The sequence below is a fragment of the Methylobacterium sp. CM6241 genome (genome assembly GCF_054817845.1).
In genome coordinates this window covers 3415257-3432723 of sequence record NZ_CM139246.1, presented here as the reverse complement: position 1 = coordinate 3432723, position 17467 = coordinate 3415257, and the positions used below count along the sequence as shown (strand labels likewise).

The window sequence follows — 17467 nt, the reverse complement described above, 5'->3', positions numbered from 1 at the left end:
CCGGATTGTAGTCCGGGACGATGTGTTACGAATTTATCAGTATATTGGCGGAGCCCACGATAGTCGCGGCCAGCATCACCGATGCAACGCCGACCATGATGTAGGAAAAGACTTTCAGTATCGATGCCAATGAACTGTCCTGACTGGGTTAGCAGTGGCTTCCGCCGGACGTCTGGCCGTATTGCATGACGTCGCGGGTCTGCTGGTTTGCGTTGCCCTCCGCGGCCGAACTCATCGGACAACCGAAGGACGCGGGGACCCGACGGTCGGCTCGGATCGCGTTGGTGGTCTCGACGTCGTAGGGAGCGAACGCCGTGTAACGCGAGGGACGCTCCATCGCCATCGTAGGCAAGACCGATGTCAGTCCCACGACGAGAGCAGTCGAGAGGGCGGCGATGTAAGACTTCATATGGGCAATGGCTTTCTTTTCTTGTGAAGCCTCCGTATCCCGGCTGCTTCTTCTGTGTGAAGCCAATATGAAGTAATAATTTCCTTTGTGGCGTGTCGGCACGCACGTGGTGCAGCGGATCAAAGATCCTGATCAAGCCTATGTCATCGATGTATGTGGCATTCCAGCATCGAATTATTTGATGGGACAATCAAATACAAAAGTGTTGGTTATATAATCCCTGAATAGTTTGGGAATGAGTGTCGCAGGGCCTGCGATGGCGGAAGTGGCTGTGACCAGGGCCTGATTTCGAGAATGGCCGTTCCGATCTCGTCGATGCGAGTGCCGTTCGGACGAGTTGTGCCGACGGCGTGTGGGCGGCTCTCCTCCCCCCCTCACGCCATCGTCCGCATCGGTTCGCGCGCCGGATCATCCCCGGTCGATCATCGGCGAAGAGCATCGCCTCGCTCGTCGATGATCCTCTGCCAGCCTGTGTCAGGTCGAGGGTGCGATACGGTCGAGCGCCGCCATCGTGTCGTCGGACAGGTCGAGTTCCGTCGCGGCCATGTTCTCGCGCAGGTGCTCGACCGACGACGTGCCGGGGATCAGCAGGATGTTGGGAGAGCGGCGCAGGAGCCAGGCCAGCGCGACCTGCATGGGCGTCGCGCCGAGCCCCTCGGCAATCTCGTTCAGTACCGCCGACTGGATCGGGCTGAAGCCGCCGAGCGGGAAGAACGGGACATAGGCGGTGCCGGATGCGGCGAGATCGTCGATCAGTGCGTCATCGGCCCGATGGACCAGATTGTACTGGTTCTGGACGCAGACGATCGTCGCGAGGGATCGACTCTCCGCCACCTGCCGCGCCGTTACGTTGCTCAACCCGATTCGGCGAACGAGGCCCTGTCGCTGGAGATCGGCGAGGATGGAGAGCGGCGCCTCGATGGAGCCTTCGGCCGGTCCATGCACGTCGAGCATGATGCGCAGGTTGACCACGTCGAGGGCGTCGACGCCGAGGTTACGCAGGTTGTCATGGACAGCGCTCGTGAGCTCCGCTGCGGAGAAAGCGGGGTTCCAGGAGGCGTCCGCACCGCGCCTGGCTCCGATCTTGGTGACGATCACGAGGTCGTCCGGATAGGGGTGGAGCGCTTCGCGGATGATCTGGTTGGTGACGTGCGGTCCGTAGAAATCGCTGGTGTCGATGTGGTTGACGCCGCGCTCGACCGCTTCGCGCAGCACCGCGATGGCGGCGGCCCGGTCCTTCGGAGGACCGAAAACGCCGGGCCCCGCCAATTGCATCGCGCCGTAGCCCAGGCGCTTCACGGTGCGGTCTCCGAGGGCGTAGGTCCCGGCCTGTCCGATCTTGGTCATGCGACTCTCCTGTAGGATGACCAGGACTGTAATGCCTCATGGATTGCGTGATAATGCGCCCTTATCCGCACGGGATGTGCGAAAAGGCGAACAATGGCGACCGATCTCGGGGATTTGGCGGCGTTCGTCGCCGTTGCGGAAGCCGGCGGGTTTCGCGATGGCGCACGGGCGAGCGGCGCGAGCGCATCCGGCTTGAGCGAGGCGGTCCGCCGGCTGGAGGCCAGGCTGGGCGTCCGGCTCCTCAACCGGACGACCCGCAGCGTCGCGCCGACCGAAGCGGGCGCACGCCTCCTCGAACGATTGATGCCGGCCTTGGGCGAAGTTGATGCCGCGCTGGACGTCGTCAACGGCTTTCGCGATCGTCCGGCCGGCACACTCAGGCTCAACGTGCCGGTCAGCGCGGCGCGGCTCGTGCTGCCGCGGATCGTGCCGCCTTTCCTCGAAGCCTATCCCGATATCAGGCTCGACATCGTGGCCGAGGACGGTTTCGTGGATGTGCTGGCCGCTGGATGTGACGCCGGGATCCGCTACGACGAGCGGCTCGAACAGGACATGATCGCGGTTCCGATCGGGCCGCGCCGGCAGCGCTTCGCCACGGCCGCCTCCCCGTCCTATCTCGATCGTCACGGGCGTCCCGCCCATCCGAGAGACCTGCTGAGCCACGCCTGCCTCGGCGGCCGTTTCGCGAGTGGCGCGACGACGGCGTGGGAATTCGAGCGTGAGGGCGAGGTCGTTCGCATCGACCCCAGCGGTCCCCTCATCGTCCGGGTCGGGGCCGCCACCGACCTCGCGGTGGATGCCGCCATTGCGGGGACCGGGATCATTACCCTGTTCGAGGATTGGCTACGCCCGCATCTCGAGAGCGGGGTTCTGGAGCCCGTGCTGGAGCCATGGTGGCAATCGTTCTCCGGCCCGTTCCTGTATTATCCGGGCCGGCGCTACCTTCCCGCGCCGCTGAGGGCCTTCGTCGACTTCATCGGCGCGCATCGCGATCCTCGCTGATCTCGCCGCGCGACCGAGCGCCTCGTCGTCTGCTCAGAGGCCGAAGTTTCGGCTCAGGACGATCATCAGTTCCGTCTGGCTCGCCGTATCCGTCTTGACGAAGATCTTCTTCAGATGGGTCCGGGTGGTATGGATCGACATGCCGAGCCTGTCCGCGCATTCGCCGGTGCTGTGGCCGGCCAGCAGGCTGTGGCAGAGTTCGGCCTCCCGTGGCGTCAGCCCGTACAACGTTTTCAGGATGTCACCGGCGAGTTCCCGGCTGTCATCGAGGTCCGTAATGGTCAGAATGGCGCGGCAGCCGTCGAAATACTCCAGCCCCGCCTTGCGCAGGGGCTGAACCCGGAGAGTGAGAGGCCGCTTGGCCTCCCGGCGGATGACGATCGGCGCCGAGGCGAGTGAGACAGCTTGCGGATCGGACCAGATGGCGGCGGTGATATGCGCGCGAAGCCGGGCCGTGGCCTGAGCATCGGAGGGAACGACGAGTTCCCCGAGCCGCACAGCCAGATCGGGGCCGAACAGGCGTTCCGCGCCGCTGCTCACCCGCAGAACCCGTCCCGTCCTGTCGAGGAGCACGCTAGGATTGCGGACCGTTTCCAGGGCGTCGGCGATGCCCGTGAGACGCGCCTCGCCGAGGCTGTGGGCCAGTTGGGCGGCCCGGTTGAGGGGGGCGATGAGGCGCCGCAAGGCGATCTGCTCATCCAAGGTGTAGGGCCCCTGTTGGATGGTCCGCTGCATCATCATCACCCAAGCATCATCGCCCGCCTGGACCATCAGTCCGGCGGACCATTGAAAGCCGTGGCTGCGCAAGTAGTCGGCGTAGAACGCTTCGGATCGCATGGCCTCCGGCGTCGCGTAGTCCTGATCGACGAACATGCCTGTCTTGAGAAGCTTGGGGACGCCTCTCACGCGGTAATCGTTCTTCGACCAGCCGTCGCGAAAATAGCCGTCGGCCACCGCCTCGAGACTGGCGCTCATCGGCAGGCCGGGTACGCGTCCCTTCAAAGGGATGGCGACGACCCCTCTCGCGCCCGTGGAAGTCGCGATTTTGGCGACTGCTTTGTCCCAGTCATGAGACTGAAGCGCGGATGTGACGAGCGAGTTTTCGATGTCCTGCAAAGTCTCGTCGTCGAGGAACATCTTGATCCTTCAGCGGCGTCGAACGCTCCCGCGTAAAGCGATGCACTCTCGGCTGAGGAAAAATAACCCGGCTGAACTTAATTGAAAAGACCTTGATATGTTTTTGTTGGATGAGGTGCTTATTTTATAAATAAGCCTTACTGTGATTGCGCTTTCTAGAAATATTATAATATTTTCTAATAGTTATAAATATATAGAGCGTTTGCAGAGCTATCGGTTGGTCGCAGATTCTGTCCTGCATAGAACAATCGGCGGTCAATAGTTGCAAGCACGCTGCAAGGCGGGGGAGCTGGATCCCTTCGATCATCGCCACGCCGCCCGTTTCGCCGCGCCTGGGCTTGCCGCTCCATCGCCGCCATCAGGCCGGCTCGTAGGCAGGCGCCGACAATCGAGTGCTGTCCGAAGCCGTTTCCTGTGAAAGCGCACCCAGGGGGCCGGCATGAAGCCGGGCGATCAGCCGTGTCATGTCCTCGGGCAGGTCGGCAGCGCTCTCGAGGCCGAAGGCGAGATCGAGGCCGGGTATCATGCTGCGTAGGAAGGCCTGGGACGCCTCCGCGCCGGGGCGGGGAAGCTCCGACCCCCTGGGCGGGATGTGCAGGACGGGCGTGCCGAGGGTCGTTGTGGGGAGAGCGAGCATGGCTTCCACGGGGTGCGCGACGCGCCTTGCGCAATCCCGCCGCCACCGGACCGGGGCGGCCTATCTCGTAAGGCTGCCCAAGCTAGACCATACTGGTTGAACCGTAGCTGAAGGGAGCCGGTGGCCTTACCGCTCCATCGTGGTTCTGCCGTCCAACGAGGGCGAGCGGCTGAGATGAGGGGATGCCGTTCCGGAATTCCGGGAACAGGACGACGGATTCCGCGAAGCTGCCGCCGATCCGGGATCAGGATCAGATGTAGTGGCGGAAGACGACCTGGCTCTGAGCGTCCTTCGCCTTGCCGCGTTCACATCCGTCGACCGGAGGCCGAGCCTGGATCAGCGATGCCGGCAGGACCAGCGTGACGAGGGCGAGCAGCCAGCGGAAGGGACGTGCAACTGTCATGTCGGATTCCTGGGACTGGGTCGCGGTCGGATCGTCACCTTGAGATCATGCGCCTATGGCGGCTGAATGGTTCATGGCTGGCCGCGATCCGTTTCGCTGTGCCGGCGCGCACATCGGCTTGGCCGTTCTAAGACAGAAACGGCTTCAGCAGCGGTGCGGTCGCCGCGCCCAAGGCGCCGAGCGCGATGAAGAGCCGCCAGACGTGAAGATCCGTGATCATGGAAGCCTCGATCTTGCCGCCGTTCGGCGCGTGAATGCCACATCATGGCGGCGATACGTTGCGGCGTGGTTTCGAGACAGGGTGAACGATGTCTTCTACCGTTCCGAGGCCATGGCGCCTCGGTCCCCGCCTCCCCGGGGAGCCCGGGGCAATCCCCAGACCGGGCAGTTTCATGCCGCCGGGTGTCGGCGCGTGGCTCTTATGAAATCGGGCTCCCGCCCCGTTCCGCGTGACCCCGATCGTCAGCGGGAGGCCCGTCAGGTGTCCTAGACCACGAGGATATCTTGGAATGTCAGGACTGGGCGCGAGGTGAGGAGGGCGAACTGGAGGGCGTCGGCCGGTCCGCTGCCGTCCGCGTCGTAGGAGACGGCGCCCGTCCGCGAATCGTAGAGGATCCGGTCGTCCGCATCGAGGATGGCACCGGCCGCGCCGAGATCCTTGAAGGCACCCGCCGCCAGGGTTCCGGTCTTGATCAGTGCCGTGAAGATTCCGTTCTCGAGTCGGAGCGTGTCGTCGATGGCGGCGAAGTCGACGATGCTGTCGACATTGCCCGAGCCGAGCGCCGTCTTGAAGAAGAAGATGTCGGCACCGGCTCCGCCCTTCAGGATGTCGTCGCCCAGACCGCCATTGAGCATGTTGGCACCGCTATTGCCGGTGAGCGTGTTGGCGAGGGCGTTGCCGTTGATGTCGGCGCTGCCGGTGAGAAGCAGGTTCTCGATCTCGTTGCCGAGGCTGAACGCCACCGAACTCCGCACGAGATCGATGCCGCCCCCCGCCACCTCGAAGATCTTGTCGCCACCATCGGTGATGTAGGTGTCGTTGCCCAATCCACCGGTGAGCCTGTCGGTACCGGTCCCGCCATTGAGGACGTTGGCGGCATCGTTGCCCAAAAGCACGTTGTCGAGGGCGTTGCCCGTCGCCTTGATCGCCCCCGTTCCGGTGAGGGTGAGGTTCTCCAGATTTCCGCCAAGGGTCAGGGTCGCCGAACTCCGGACGAGGTCGGTTCCGGCGCCGAGCGCCTCGACGATCGTGTCGCCGCCATCGGTGACGTATGTGTCGTTGCCGAGGCCACCGATGAGGGTGTCGTTCCTGGCCGATCCGATGATGGTGACACCAGCGGTCAGGCCGGCATTGGAAACCAGCACCGAATCCGTGCCGGTGACGCGGCTGGTGAAGTCGATCGTACCGCCCGCACCCCGTAGGGAGATTTCGAGCCGTGTGGTGGTCGCCGTGCTGTCGATGAGGCTGGCGAAGGACGAAAGCTGGGCTGTCGTGGCGAAGACTGACGTGGTGTCCAGCGTCTCGACCCCTGTGAAGCTGGCATCTCCCAGGTCAAAGGCGTCTGTCACAATGTCCGTTCCGATGCCTCCTTCAACGGTCACGCCGCCGCCATAACCGGTCATGAGCCGGAACGTGTCGTTACCGGCTCCGCCATCGAGTCTGTCCACGCTGCCGTTATCATAAAGTGTGATCGTATCGTCACCCTCACCGCCAAAGACGATATCGTTGCCCTCGCCGCCGTCGAGGATGTCGTTGCCGGCTCCGCCACTGAGGGTGTCGTCGCCCGAACCGCCGGTGAGAGTGTTGGCGCCGGTATTGCCGATGAGGATCTCGTTACCTGCAGTCCCTGAAATCGAGATCGGCGATGCGCCGAGGGCGGTGATCTTCGTGGTCACTCCGTCTGCGAGGAGGGTGATGCCGGTAACGGTGGAGGGGGCGCTGAAACGAAGGTCGTCGACCGTCACGGTAGCCGTCTCATTCCCGCCATATGCAGCGGAGACCGTGATCGTATCTCCGGGATCCGAAGCCGCGATGGCATCGGCGATCGTTGCGTAGGTGCCCGGAACGTTGCGCGTCGCCGTGATGGTCATCTTCCCCTGGAAAGGCGTCGTGACCGTCTCGAATCTCGAACATCACGGCGGTCATTCGTTTGCCCGGCGCGGTTAGAGCACCCGATTGCATGCCGCATATCGCCCAAACGGAGTATGTCGAGTCAACGATTCGCTTGTGGACTGTGCTGGTGGGCTCAAGCCATGATAAGCCATGCCTTAAAATCAAGCATTTCGGCATTCATGCGGAGTCCGCCGCGGCCGGCCCATCGATGCGGACTACATAATGATGTCGATCTTCGTCATAACGTGTGCTGGATCTGGTTTAGACGATGCCAATGACCGTCCGTTCCGAGAGGCTGATCGACCATATCTACGAAGCCGCCGTCATTCCGGAGATGTGGCCCAGTGTACTGGCCGAACTGGTGCGGGTCGGCGAGGGACAAGGCGCGCTTTTGTTCACGACGGTGGGCAGCGAGTTCCGCTACGTCACGTCCCCGGGCTTCGAGGTGGGGATCGCCGAATATGTCGCCGGGGGCTGGCCTGCGCGGACCGACAGGCCGGCGCGGTTGTTCGCCAGGGAACATGCCGGCTTCCTCACCGACCTCGACGTCTACACCGCCGCCGAGATGGAGGTGGAGCCGGTCTTTCGGGACTTTCTGCGGCCGAGGGGCCTGGGTTGGGGCGTCGCCAGCGCCATCGCGGTGCCGAGCGGGGATCGGCTCATCTTTAACGTGGAGCGGGAATTCGCGCGCGGTCCCGTCCCCGGCGAGATCGTCGCCCGCCTCGATGCCCTGCGCCCTCACCTCGCCCGGGCAGCCACCATGTCGGCGAGGCTGCGGCTGCAGACCGTCAGGGTGGCGGCTCAGGTGCTCGATGTCGTCGACATTCCCGCCGCGATCCTCGGCAGGCACTCCCAGATCCTAGCCATCAATGCCGGCTGCGCGGCGTTCCTCGGAAGCACCATCCGGGAGGCGCATCGCCTGACCCTGTCCAACCCGGAGGCGGACCGCCTGCTGGAGCGGGCCCTCGAAGGACTGGCGACGGAGCGGCGGACCTCGACCCGGTCCATCCCGATCCCGGCCACGGACGAGCGCGGCCCGGTGATCCTGCATCTCCTGCCGATCCGGCGGGCGGCGGCGGACCTGTTCAACGCCGCCTCCGCCATCGCGATCTTCACGCCCGTGGCGCAAGGCGCCGCGCCCGACCTCACTGTTTTGTCCGGCCTGTTCGACCTGACCGTGGCCGAAGCGCGGGTGGCGCGCGAGATCGCCCTGTGCAGGACGGTGGAGGACATCGCCCTGCGGACCGGCGTCGCCACCAGCACGGTCCGGACGCAGCTGCGATCCGTCCTGTCCAAGACCGGAACCAACCGCCAAGCCGAACTCGTCGGGCTCCTCGCGGGAACGACCCCGCGGGACTGGCGGACATCGTAAGACGATCGGACGAGCCGATCCGTGTCCTGTTGTCCCGTGGAGTTGCCTGTATGAAAAGCGCCGCCCGCTCGGGTTCGTCGGATCGCCATGACCAATCCTGACCCGCTGCGTCTCGTCGATGCCTGCTACGCGGCCGCCCTCGATGCCTCGCTTTGGCCGGGAGTTCTCGAGCAGGTGAGCGCCTGCCTCGGAGCGCGGGGGACGGTGATCGTCTCCTACGATCCTCGCCGGACGGCGGACACACTCCATTCGGACAGCCTGCGGGAGGTGCACGACGCGTATAGCGGCGGGTGGTGGGAGCATGACAGCCGTATCGCCCGCGCGCGGGGGCTCGGGATGCGGCCCGGCCTCGTGGTGGCGGATGCGATGCTGTTCACGCCGGAGGACAAGCGCAAGGATCCCTTCTTTCGGGATTTCTGCGCCAAGCACGGGCTCGACGAACTCGTGGCCTTCTTCGCCCCCGATCCCGGCGGCGGGCTGATGACGGTGAGCGCCCTGCGCGAGGCCGGCAAAGGCTACTTCGAAGCCGGGGAGATCGCCCTCCTCACGCTGTTGGGGCCGCATGTCGCGCGGGCCTTCGACGTCACGGCGCGGCTCGGCGTCGCCCACCGGCAGGCGGCCGATCTCGGCTCGGCCCTGGCGCGGGCAGAGATCGGCGTCGTCCTGCTCGATCGGGGTGGCGCCGTGCGGTTCGTCAATCCCGGCTCCGAGAGGATCGTCGCCGGTTGCCTGAAGATCGCCCCGGGCCTGCCCGTGAGAACCGTCGTGGCGGCCGATGGCCCGAGACTCGACCGCCTCGTCGCCTCCGCCCTGGCGGAGAACAGGCCCTGCGCGGCCGAACCCATCATCCTGCGTTCGTCGGATGGGTCCCCCTGGCTGCTGGCGGAGGCGATGCCCCTGCGCACCGGTGAGCCCGGTCTCGAATTGATCGGCTCGGCCAAGGGCGGGGTCCTGCTCCTGCTCCATCCCGTCACGCCGCCAGTGTTGGTTTCCGTCGCCCCGCAGCTCGAGCAACTGGGCCTGACGCGGATGCAGGCTCTTGTGGCGATGGAGATCGGCCGGGGAAGCTCGCCCCGGGAGGCGGCGGAATTGCTCGCGGTCCGGGAGGGCACGGTGCGGGTTCACCTGAAAGCGATCTTCGGCAAGCTCGGCGTCAGGCGTCAGAGCGAACTCGCCATTATCGTCGCGCGCCTCGATGCCATCCTGAGCCGACGGCGCGAGCGCGAAGCCGATACCAAACCCTGAACGGTGCAGGCGTCACCCAGTATCATGAACGCAAAAAGCCGCCCGAAGGCGGCTTCTCGCAGAGACCTTGGTCTCGCTCTATCGGTGGGAAGCGTAGACGCTTCCGGCCGACTTAGTTGAAGGTGTCGATCTCAGCCGACTCGTAGCTGGTGACTTCCATGCCGACACACACTTCCTGAACGACGGGGGCAGTCCAAGCCATGATGTTTCTCCTGCGTTGCAAGTCTTCTTTAGAAGACATCTCAGATGCGCGGCACGACCGCGCTTGAGCAATACCTATTGTCCGCCCTGCCCCATAGCAAGCAGAAAGACGGAAATATTCTGCAGGATTCCCTTAGTTTTCTCTCATGGAACAGAGGGGGAAGCCGCATGCGGACGGACCGCTTCCGTCATGTCCGGGCGAAGGCCGCGGCCTCTTTCACCTGATTCTCGTCGGGAGTTCGGCCCGTATAGAGAACGAACTGCTCGAGAGCCTGCAGTACCACCACGTCGTGGCCGGTGATGACGCGCTTTCCCATGCTTTCGGCCGCCCGTAGGAAGGGCGTCGTCGAGGGCAGCGCCACCACGTCGAAGGCGACGGCGCAGGCCGCGATCTGAGGGGGCGGAAAGGCGAGGGTTTCGGCCTCCGGCCCTTCCATGCCGAGGGGCGTGACGTTGACGAGGAGCGGGGCCTGCGCCTCGCCGATCTCGGGGCGCCAGCCATAGCCATGGCTTTCCGCCAGGGCCCGCCCGGCCGGTTCATTACGGGCGACGACCGTACCATCCACGAAGCCCGCATCGCGCAGGGCCGCGACGACGGCCTTGGCCATGCCGCCGGAACCGCGCAGGAGGAACGGTGTCTGCGGATCGACCTCGTGCTTTTCGAGGAGCAGGCGGACCGCGATGTAATCGGTGTTGTAGCCGGTGAGGCAGCCGGCCTCGTTCACCACCGTGTTGACGCTGTCGATGGCCGCGGCCGAAGCTTCGAGGCGATCGAGAAGCGGGATCACGGTCTCCTTGAACGGCATCGAGACGGCGCAGCCACGAATGCCCAGAGCCCGTATGCCGCCGATCGCAGCCGGCAGGTCGGTCGTGGTGAAGGCCTTGTAGACGTAGTCGAGCCCCATGAGCTCGTAGAGCCGGTTGTGGAAACGCGACCCGAAATGACCCGGCCGTCCCGACAGGGACATACAGAGCGTGGTCTCGCGTCCGATCGGGGGCTTCATCGCGGTCTCCGGTCGCTCGGAGACGCGGCATGCCCCGCACTCCGGCACCGGAGCGATATCACGTCCCGCGATACGTCGCGCCCGTCAGGCCTTGCGGTTGCGACCGTCGTCCAGGATCGCCTCGGCGTGGTACCAGCCGTCGCAGAAATCCATCCTCGGCAGTTCCATGGGGCGCGAGATGCGTGAAGCGAGGTCCACCACGGCGTTGCTGCCCATGCGTGTGCCTGTCGAATGGGCACGCGCCGATGCTGCAACCTTCCTGGGCACGAAAGCAAAGATTTCGGCTGAATTCCGAGGTGAGCTCAAAGTCATGATCCAACGTCTCCAAAAGCTGCTGGGCCTTCATGCCCCCGACGTCTCGTTATGATATGAGCGGTATCTGATATTTGCACTGGCTAAACGTGAGAAAGGCACCCCATGCCGGTAATTCGAGCATGCCTGAATTTGTTTCATGCGTGAATTTATGGTGCGCTGCCGCGGCCGGACTCCTCTTTCGCTCCTGCTCATGCCGATGACGGACGGCTTTGTGGCGATTGTGCTTCGTCATCGGCGCTCTGCCCCCGAGCTGCCGAGCGTATCGTCTTGCTCCCATGTGAGGACGGATCAAATCCAGACCTCCCGCGCATCAGGTTGTTCGGAACCATGACGGCGTAAATATCTTGATCAAGCCTAGCAAGCGCACGCCGATATCATCGCTTAACTTGGGTCAAGCTTTGCCGTGTGCGCATGGATGCGGGAGAACGATCCGGTCCATATTGTGTCCGCCGGATCGATCCCGTTTGGCCTGTCACGACGTCAGTCAAACTAAGGAGGAACGAGCCATGGGTCTTTTCAGCAAGGACATCCAGACTCTCGACGATCTGTTCGTCCATACCCTGCAGGACATTTATTACGCCGAGAACCAGATCACCAAGGCGCTGCCGAAGATGATCGCCAAGGCGACCGATCCCGAACTCAAGAGCGGGTTCGAGAAGCACCTTTCGGAGACCGAGGGTCAGATCAAGCGCCTGGAGCAGGTGTTTCAGATGCATGGTCATACGCCGAAGGCGGTGACTTGCCCGGCCATCGACGGGATCATCAAGGAGACCAACGAGGTCTCCGGAGAGATCGGCGACAAGCAGGTCCTCGATGCCGCCCTCATCGCCTCCGCACAGGCGGTGGAGCATTACGAGATCACGCGCTACGGCACCCTCGTCGCCTGGGCCAAGCAGCTCGGCCGGGACGATTGCGCCAGCGTGCTGCAGCAGACCCTGGACGAGGAGCGCGCCACCGACGAACGCCTGACGCGGATGGCCGAGAGCCAGGTCAACCGCCGCGCCGCCTGACCCGATGAAGTCGCCCTCCCCGGTCGGAGGGCGGCCCGTCCGTCAGGTTGGGAAGAATTGGTTGGCTGGGCGCGGCAGGCCGAGATGGTCGCGCAGGGTCGTGCCTTCGTATTCGGTGCGGAACAGGCCCCGACGCTGGAGTTCCGGCACCAGGGTGTCGACCACGTCGTCGAGACCTTCCGGCACGAAGGGGAACATGACGTTGAACCCGTCGCAGGCCCGCGTCACGAGCCATTCCTCCATCTGGTCGGCCACCTCGGCGGGCGTCCCCACCATGGTGAGCCCGCCATAGCCGCCGACACGCTGGGCGAGTTCGCGCACCGTGGCCCCGGTCTTCCGGGCATAGCCGACGATCTGGGCCTGGGCGCTCTTGCTGGCATTGGTCTCCGGGAGATCGGGCAGGGGCGCGTCGAGGTCGAACTCCGAAGCATCGACGCCGAGGCGCACCGAGAGGTTGGCGATGCCGCTGTCGGTGGGCACGAGCGCATCGAGCCGGGCCTTCTTGGCCTCGGCTTCGTCGCGTGTCTCGCCGAGGACGATGAAGGCGCCGGGCAGGATCTTGAGATGGTCGGGATCGCGGCCGCCGGCGGGCATCCTGCCTTTCACGTCGGCGTAGAATTCCTGGGCGGCGGCGAGTTTCGAGCCGGCGCCGAACACCATTTCGGCGGTCTCGGCGGCGATCTGGCGGCCGGCTTCCGATGCCCCCGCCTGCACGATCACCGGCCAGCCCTGGACGGGGCGGGCGATGTTGAGCGGCCCCTTCACTTTCAGGAACTCGCCGGCATGGTCGAGGACATGGAGCTTGTCGGGATCGAAATAGACCCCCTCCTCCACGTCGCGGATAAAGGCGTCGTCGGCCCAGGAATCCCACAGGCCGGTGACCACATCGAAGAACTCGCGGGCGCGGGCATACCGGACCGCGTGGTCGAGATGAGCGTCCCGGCCGAAATTCAGGGCTTCGTCCGGGTTGCCGGAGGTGACGAGGTTCCAGCCGGCGCGGCCGTTCGAGATATGGTCGAGGGAGGCGAACTTCCGGGCCACATGGTACGGCTCGTTATAGGTCGTGGAGGCCGTGGCGATGAGCCCGATCCGTTCGGTGACGGCAGCGAGCGCCGGCAGCAGGGTCATCGGGTCGAAGGACGTCACGGTGGCGCTGCGCTTCAGCGCGGCCATGGGCATGTTCATCACCGCCAGATGGTCGGCCATGAAGAACGCATCGAACTTGGCCGCCTCCAGTCGCTGGGCGAAGCGCTTGAGATGGGGAAAGCTGAAATTCGCGTCCGGATATCCACCGGGATAGCGCCACCAGGCGGTGTGGATGCCGATCGGCCGCATGAAGGCGCCGAGATGGAGGCGACGAGGCTGGGTCATCCGAGGCTATCTCCGTCCGGTGCGTGAAAGCACGACTTCGGAATAGAGCAGCGGAGAGAGAAAAGGCTCCCGGATTTCGAGGGAAATGGCCGGGAAAATCTCAGGGCCGGTTCGCCGTCACGGGCGTCGTTCCCGCCACAGGATGGCGGCCCGGCGGGCGACGTCCCGCATCCGCCGGTCGAGGGCGGGATAGCGGCGGAGGGTCGAGACCAGCCGTGCCCGCGCCGCACTCTTCAGGCCACGCCAGCCGAGGGAAACGGTGAAATCGACCAGCGGCAGGGGCTCGACGTTGAAACGGCGCTTGTAATCGTAATCGCCGATGCTGAAGTCGAACGAGCGGCAACCTTCTTGATGAAGTGCCTCCATGGTCTTGTCGATGACGAGGCGCCCGGGCGAGCAATGGGACCATTCCCCCCCGGCATTGCTGATGCGGATCATGACGTAGGTGTCGGCATTGCGGATGCCGAGCAACGCCGCGACGACCTCATCGCCCGATGTCAGGGCGCTGACGACGGCGAAGCCGTGGCCGAGGCCCCGTCCGACGAGGCGACGGTAGAAGGCGTCGAACTCGGCCTCGTCGAGGCGGTAATCGGCGCCGATGCTGCGCATGCGCGCCTCCTGCTGGCGCGCCATCACCTCGAGAACCCGCTGGGCCTCGCCCTGGTCGGTGACGATGCGGAAGGCCGTCTCGGACTCGCGGGAAAACACCCTCCAGCTTCGCTCCAGCTCCTTGCGCACGGTCTTGGAGAGGCTGCGATGATAGGCCTCCCAATCCTCGCCCGTCCTGACCTCGTTGCCGTTGAGCGGGCACGGGGACACACCCCTGAGGAGGGACAGCGGATTGGGCCCGTCGGCGAAGGTCGCCGGCATTTTGCGTAGGGAGAGAAGGTCGGCGCGCGGCAGAGCGGAGCGGATCGCCTGCCATAGCTCCAGGGCCCCGGCATGGTCTCTCGGAGCCGCTGGGCCGAGGAGCGGCGCGTTGTAATCGGTGAGGCCGAGATCGGCGAAGGCGATGATGCGACGGGTCCCCGTCTCGTCGATCACGAGGGGAAGATGCAGCGCGAGCGCGCCCGTCGCCCTGTCCCGCGCCGTCACCAGGAGGGGCGTCAGCCCCACGCGGTCTTGGAGCGATTCATACCAGGTCTCGATCCAGACCGGATCCTGAAACGGCGTCGGCGCACCCGTCCATCCGGGCACGCACTCCGTCCAGTCGGATGCGATCGCCACATCGTAGCTCCGCGCTCCGGAGGCTCCCTTTCCCGATGGCGCGATGCTCCGGCGATGGGCCGGCAGCGCCGTCCCGCTCACGCCGGAGCGGAGAGTTCGAGGATCTGGCCCGGTCGGGCCGCATCGAGGCGGAAATCGACGGCACGGCGGGCCGCGCGCTCCTTCTTCACCCAATCACTGTTGCGCAGCAGCTTCTGCATCACCGCCTTGGACCAGTAGCCCGGCCCGGTGATGGCGTGGCTCGCCGGCTCGCGGCCGAAGCGATGGCGCAGCATGCCGTTGGCGAGATTGACGATCTGCTTGCGGCGGATCGGCTCGTCCACGAAGGAGACCGTCATCGATACGTTGAGGCAGTCGAGATTCTCGACCCGGTGCGGCGCGTTGAGCGGCCAGCTCAGCATCTGGCCGGGCGACAGCTCCATCACCTGGGCATGAGAATCGTACCAGGGCGCATAGGGCATATCGACCTCCACATCGAAGAGGGCGATGTCCTCGAGATGCTTCGGCGTCACGAAGGGCGGGGTCGAGGGATAGACGTAGACCCGCTTGGCGCCGATGATCTGCCACAGGTGCTGCCCCGGCAGGTCGGCATGATAATAGACCTGGGCGTTGGGCGACGAGATCAGGATGCCGCAGGTGGATTTCGCCGGAGAGAAGCCGGGTACTCGCTGGGCCAACTCCTCGAACATGGCGTCGAGCGTGTCGCGGTAGCGCCGGTCTACGGTCTCGACATTGCGCAGGTTGAGCCACATCCGCCCCTGGGCGATGGACTCGATCACCTGCGCGCCGGGAAGTCCCCCGGTCTCGCCCTCACGCCAGAACTTGCGCTGTCCGGCGGCTCCCATATGGACGAGGCTGTACTGGCCGCTTGGATAGGTGTCGATCAGATCGGCCAAGGCCTCCCGCGAGAACAGGGGAGACTGGTGCAGCCGATGCTCGAGCCGCAGCGGCTGATGCCCCCAAAGGGCGCTGTCGGGCTCGTCCCAGGAGGTGAAGATCGGGTCGTTCATGGCTACGGTCAATCCGTATCGTGTCCCGCTGTTCTTCAGATGAGGTGGGTCGGTCCCCCTGCGGGACAGGGCCGATCCATTTCCGGACATCATATCCGACGTTGATGAAATCTTTGCATTCGCGGTGCCGACGGAAAAAGATTCCTGCATGGGCCGCGTGAATACGGCGTCATGCTCTTCGTAGAAGGGCCGTCGGCGGGTGGATCGAGCGTTCTAAACTGCTCGGCCGAAAGTCTTTCGCAAGCGACGGCCTGCTAGGACGGGCCGGTCACATCCTTCTCCGGAACCTCACCGCATGACGCAACGCCCTGGACCGGGAGAGACGCGGGTACCCTCCCCCTGGCTGCATCTCGTCGGTACGGGGCATCCGCCCTGCGGAGTCGGCGATTTCGCCGGACAGTTGATCGAGGCCCTCAGGCGTCAGGGTCAGCCACAGGAGACCCTCCCCTTGGAGCCGGGCCGCGTGCCGCTCGGCGAAATCTGGCGCGCCGTGGGGAATGCCCGCGCCGTCATCGCCAATCTGCCACTGGTGCCCTGGAAACGGGCGCTGATCGGCCCCCCTTCGGCCTTCGCCATCGCGTTCCTGCGGCGTCGGCGACGGGTCGCGATCCTGCATGAATGGGGCAGCATGCACCGCCTGCGCCGGCTCGTCCTCCGGCCGCTTCTCCTCTTCGCGGACACGATCGTCCTCCTGTCGCCCCAGGTCCGGGAGGAGCTCGCCGCCGATCCCATGATCGGCCGTCTCGCGCGGCGGGCGGTGATGATGCCCCTGCCCCCGAACATCACGCGGCCCGAAACCACCGTGCCGAGCGCCCTGTCCGCACAGATGCGCGCCGCCCGCGAGGGAGGGCGTCTCGTGGTCGGTCATTTCGGCTCGATCTATCCGGGCAAGCAGCCGGAGGCGATCCTCGACATCGCCGCCAGCCTGAAGGCGCGCGGCGCCGACCCGCTCGTCGTCTTCATCGGTTCGTTCATCCGCGCCTCCGACGGGATCGAAGAGATATTCCACGCCAAGGTCGCGGCGCTCGACCTCTCCGAGACGGTGGTGGTCTCCGGCTATGTCGCCTCGTCGGAGGAGCTGTTCGGCCTGTTCGACGAAGTGGACGCCTTCGTCTACGTCCTCCCGGAGGGCCTCACCGCGCGCCGCGCCAGCATCCTGGCCTGCGTCCAGGCCGGCCGGCCGGTCATCATCACCGAGCCGGTGCGCGCGGACGAATTCGATCACCATCCGCGCTTCCAGGCGCTCCTGTCCGGTGGGGCCATCGTCCTCGCGCCGGGCGGAGCCGGACCCGAGGCCTATGCCGACCTCGCCCTTGCAGCGTCGACACAGCCAACGCTGCCCCCCGCCATCGATCGCCAAGTCTGGTTCGCCGATGCCGCCGGCAGCCTGAGGGACGCCCTCGGCCGAGGCGCGACCAAGCTTGGGAGGTGTGATCCTTGGGAGGTGTGAACTTTGCCCTCTCCCTGGGATCGAAGGGCTGAAGAGGCATGCCATGACCCAATCTGATCCAGGCACCGTTCCGTATGAGAACAAGACCGGCTGGTCCGCGCATTGGGCGGTCGGAGGGCTGGTCGTCGGCTGCGTCGCGACCCTGCTCTGGTTCGGCGCGCTGATGACTCTCGGCGGCTGGGCCGTCGGCATCATCGAGTTCTGAGACTGCCGG

The 17467-nt window shown here is 65.1% G+C and carries 18 protein-coding genes; 6 read left to right on the top strand and 12 right to left on the bottom strand.

The window, feature by feature from the left end:
- Positions 1-148: 148 nt before the first annotated feature.
- Positions 149-409 carry a hypothetical protein gene (locus tag ACYQR9_RS16080; RefSeq protein WP_461227294.1) on the bottom strand — a complete coding sequence of 87 codons (261 nt, stop codon included), beginning with the start codon at positions 407-409 and terminating at the stop codon, positions 149-151.
- Positions 410-883: 474 nt separating this feature from the next.
- Positions 884-1756 carry an aldo/keto reductase family oxidoreductase gene (locus ACYQR9_RS16075; protein ID WP_461227292.1) on the bottom strand — a complete coding sequence of 291 codons (873 nt, stop codon included), beginning with the start codon at positions 1754-1756 and terminating at the stop codon, positions 884-886.
- A 93-nt stretch (positions 1757-1849) separates the two neighbouring features.
- Between ACYQR9_RS16075 and ACYQR9_RS16070 the strand changes: the two genes are divergently transcribed.
- Complete coding sequence (locus tag ACYQR9_RS16070) at positions 1850-2758, top strand: LysR family transcriptional regulator (protein WP_056434133.1); 909 nt, start codon at positions 1850-1852, stop codon at positions 2756-2758.
- A gap of 33 nt (positions 2759-2791) precedes the next feature.
- On the opposite strand, the gene ACYQR9_RS16065 is transcribed toward ACYQR9_RS16070, so the two are convergent.
- The 4 genes from ACYQR9_RS16065 to ACYQR9_RS16050 all read right to left on the bottom strand — a co-directional run bounded on the left by ACYQR9_RS16065 (position 2792) and on the right by ACYQR9_RS16050 (position 7026).
- Positions 2792-3895 (bottom strand): helix-turn-helix transcriptional regulator, encoded by a 1104-nt coding sequence (locus tag ACYQR9_RS16065; RefSeq protein ID WP_461227290.1) that lies wholly within the window; start codon positions 3893-3895, stop codon positions 2792-2794.
- 358 nt (positions 3896-4253) lie between these two features.
- Positions 4254-4532, bottom strand: a complete 279-nt coding sequence (locus tag ACYQR9_RS16060; protein WP_461223655.1) for a hypothetical protein — start codon at positions 4530-4532, stop codon at positions 4254-4256.
- A gap of 250 nt (positions 4533-4782) precedes the next feature.
- Positions 4783-4935: a hypothetical protein gene (locus ACYQR9_RS16055; protein ID WP_200919237.1), complete on the bottom strand. Its 153-nt coding sequence runs from the start codon at positions 4933-4935 to the stop codon at positions 4783-4785.
- Between the two features lie 486 nt (positions 4936-5421).
- Entirely contained in the window at positions 5422-7026 is a 1605-nt protein-coding gene (locus ACYQR9_RS16050; protein WP_461227288.1) for a calcium-binding protein, read from the bottom strand.
- A 290-nt stretch (positions 7027-7316) separates the two neighbouring features.
- Between ACYQR9_RS16050 and ACYQR9_RS16045 the strand changes: the two genes are divergently transcribed.
- Both ACYQR9_RS16045 and ACYQR9_RS16040 read left to right on the top strand, forming a co-directional pair.
- Positions 7317-8420, top strand: a complete 1104-nt coding sequence (locus tag ACYQR9_RS16045) for a helix-turn-helix transcriptional regulator (protein ID WP_461227286.1) — start codon at positions 7317-7319, stop codon at positions 8418-8420.
- An 87-nt stretch (positions 8421-8507) separates the two neighbouring features.
- Positions 8508-9665 carry a helix-turn-helix transcriptional regulator gene (locus ACYQR9_RS16040; protein ID WP_461227284.1) on the top strand — a complete coding sequence of 386 codons (1158 nt, stop codon included), beginning with the start codon at positions 8508-8510 and terminating at the stop codon, positions 9663-9665.
- 112 nt (positions 9666-9777) lie between these two features.
- Here the strand turns inward: ACYQR9_RS16040 and pqqA are convergent, their stop codons facing one another.
- From pqqA to ACYQR9_RS16025, 3 genes are all read right to left on the bottom strand, one after another.
- A complete protein-coding gene (gene pqqA, locus ACYQR9_RS16035; protein WP_018043773.1) occupies positions 9778-9867 on the bottom strand; it encodes a pyrroloquinoline quinone precursor peptide PqqA in 90 nt (29 codons plus the stop codon).
- Between the two features lie 187 nt (positions 9868-10054).
- On the bottom strand, positions 10055-10870 hold the full coding sequence (locus tag ACYQR9_RS16030; protein ID WP_461227282.1) for a shikimate 5-dehydrogenase: 816 nt from the start codon (positions 10868-10870) through the stop codon (positions 10055-10057).
- Positions 10871-10954: 84 nt separating this feature from the next.
- The gene (locus tag ACYQR9_RS16025; RefSeq protein WP_244477938.1) at positions 10955-11086 is read right to left on the bottom strand and encodes a DUF2735 domain-containing protein; all 132 of its coding nucleotides are present in this window, start codon (positions 11084-11086) and stop codon (positions 10955-10957) included.
- 605 nt (positions 11087-11691) lie between these two features.
- Between ACYQR9_RS16025 and ACYQR9_RS16020 the strand changes: the two genes are divergently transcribed.
- Complete coding sequence (locus ACYQR9_RS16020; protein WP_419951210.1) at positions 11692-12195, top strand: YciE/YciF ferroxidase family protein; 504 nt, start codon at positions 11692-11694, stop codon at positions 12193-12195.
- Between the two features lie 42 nt (positions 12196-12237).
- Here the strand turns inward: ACYQR9_RS16020 and ACYQR9_RS16015 are convergent, their stop codons facing one another.
- The 3 genes from ACYQR9_RS16015 to ACYQR9_RS16005 form a co-directional block, all read right to left on the bottom strand.
- Entirely contained in the window at positions 12238-13566 is a 1329-nt protein-coding gene (locus tag ACYQR9_RS16015) for an LLM class flavin-dependent oxidoreductase (RefSeq protein ID WP_461227280.1), read from the bottom strand.
- A gap of 117 nt (positions 13567-13683) precedes the next feature.
- On the bottom strand, positions 13684-14793 hold the full coding sequence (locus ACYQR9_RS16010) for a GNAT family N-acetyltransferase (RefSeq protein WP_461227278.1): 1110 nt from the start codon (positions 14791-14793) through the stop codon (positions 13684-13686).
- 77 nt (positions 14794-14870) lie between these two features.
- Positions 14871-15803, bottom strand: coding sequence for a hypothetical protein (locus tag ACYQR9_RS16005; protein ID WP_056434114.1), 933 nt, complete (start codon positions 15801-15803; stop codon positions 14871-14873).
- Between the two features lie 295 nt (positions 15804-16098).
- On the opposite strand from ACYQR9_RS16005, the gene ACYQR9_RS16000 reads away from it, so the two are divergent.
- The gene (locus ACYQR9_RS16000; protein WP_461227276.1) at positions 16099-17253 is read left to right on the top strand and encodes a glycosyltransferase family protein; all 1155 of its coding nucleotides are present in this window, start codon (positions 16099-16101) and stop codon (positions 17251-17253) included.
- A 43-nt stretch (positions 17254-17296) separates the two neighbouring features.
- Positions 17297-17458, top strand: a complete 162-nt coding sequence (locus ACYQR9_RS15995) for a hypothetical protein (protein WP_207411328.1) — start codon at positions 17297-17299, stop codon at positions 17456-17458.
- Positions 17459-17467: the final 9 nt, after the last annotated feature.

What these genes read in the sequence shown, in the direction of transcription:
- ACYQR9_RS16030 (WP_461227282.1), bottom strand. Translation starts at nt 10,870, where the DNA reads ATGAAGCCCCCGATCGGACGCGAGACCACGCTCTGTATGTCCCTGTCG.
- ACYQR9_RS16015 (WP_461227280.1), bottom strand. Translation starts at nt 13,566, where the DNA reads ATGACCCAGCCTCGTCGCCTCCATCTCGGCGCCTTCATGCGGCCGATC.
- ACYQR9_RS16020 (WP_419951210.1), top strand. Translation starts at nt 11,692, where the DNA reads ATGGGTCTTTTCAGCAAGGACATCCAGACTCTCGACGATCTGTTCGTC.
- ACYQR9_RS16050 (WP_461227288.1), bottom strand. Translation starts at nt 7,026, where the DNA reads ATGACCATCACGGCGACGCGCAACGTTCCGGGCACCTACGCAACGATC.
- ACYQR9_RS16025 (WP_244477938.1), bottom strand. Translation starts at nt 11,086, where the DNA reads ATGGGCAGCAACGCCGTGGTGGACCTCGCTTCACGCATCTCGCGCCCC.
- ACYQR9_RS16040 (WP_461227284.1), top strand. Translation starts at nt 8,508, where the DNA reads ATGACCAATCCTGACCCGCTGCGTCTCGTCGATGCCTGCTACGCGGCC.
- ACYQR9_RS16080 (WP_461227294.1), bottom strand. Translation starts at nt 409, where the DNA reads ATGAAGTCTTACATCGCCGCCCTCTCGACTGCTCTCGTCGTGGGACTG.
- ACYQR9_RS16065 (WP_461227290.1), bottom strand. Translation starts at nt 3,895, where the DNA reads ATGTTCCTCGACGACGAGACTTTGCAGGACATCGAAAACTCGCTCGTC.
- ACYQR9_RS16000 (WP_461227276.1), top strand. Translation starts at nt 16,099, where the DNA reads ATGACGCAACGCCCTGGACCGGGAGAGACGCGGGTACCCTCCCCCTGG.
- pqqA (WP_018043773.1), bottom strand. Translation starts at nt 9,867, where the DNA reads ATGGCTTGGACTGCCCCCGTCGTTCAGGAAGTGTGTGTCGGCATGGAA.
- ACYQR9_RS16075 (WP_461227292.1), bottom strand. Translation starts at nt 1,756, where the DNA reads ATGACCAAGATCGGACAGGCCGGGACCTACGCCCTCGGAGACCGCACC.
- ACYQR9_RS16045 (WP_461227286.1), top strand. Translation starts at nt 7,317, where the DNA reads ATGCCAATGACCGTCCGTTCCGAGAGGCTGATCGACCATATCTACGAA.
- ACYQR9_RS16055 (WP_200919237.1), bottom strand. Translation starts at nt 4,935, where the DNA reads ATGACAGTTGCACGTCCCTTCCGCTGGCTGCTCGCCCTCGTCACGCTG.
- ACYQR9_RS16070 (WP_056434133.1), top strand. Translation starts at nt 1,850, where the DNA reads ATGGCGACCGATCTCGGGGATTTGGCGGCGTTCGTCGCCGTTGCGGAA.
- ACYQR9_RS15995 (WP_207411328.1), top strand. Translation starts at nt 17,297, where the DNA reads ATGACCCAATCTGATCCAGGCACCGTTCCGTATGAGAACAAGACCGGC.
- ACYQR9_RS16060 (WP_461223655.1), bottom strand. Translation starts at nt 4,532, where the DNA reads ATGCTCGCTCTCCCCACAACGACCCTCGGCACGCCCGTCCTGCACATC.
- ACYQR9_RS16005 (WP_056434114.1), bottom strand. Translation starts at nt 15,803, where the DNA reads ATGAACGACCCGATCTTCACCTCCTGGGACGAGCCCGACAGCGCCCTT.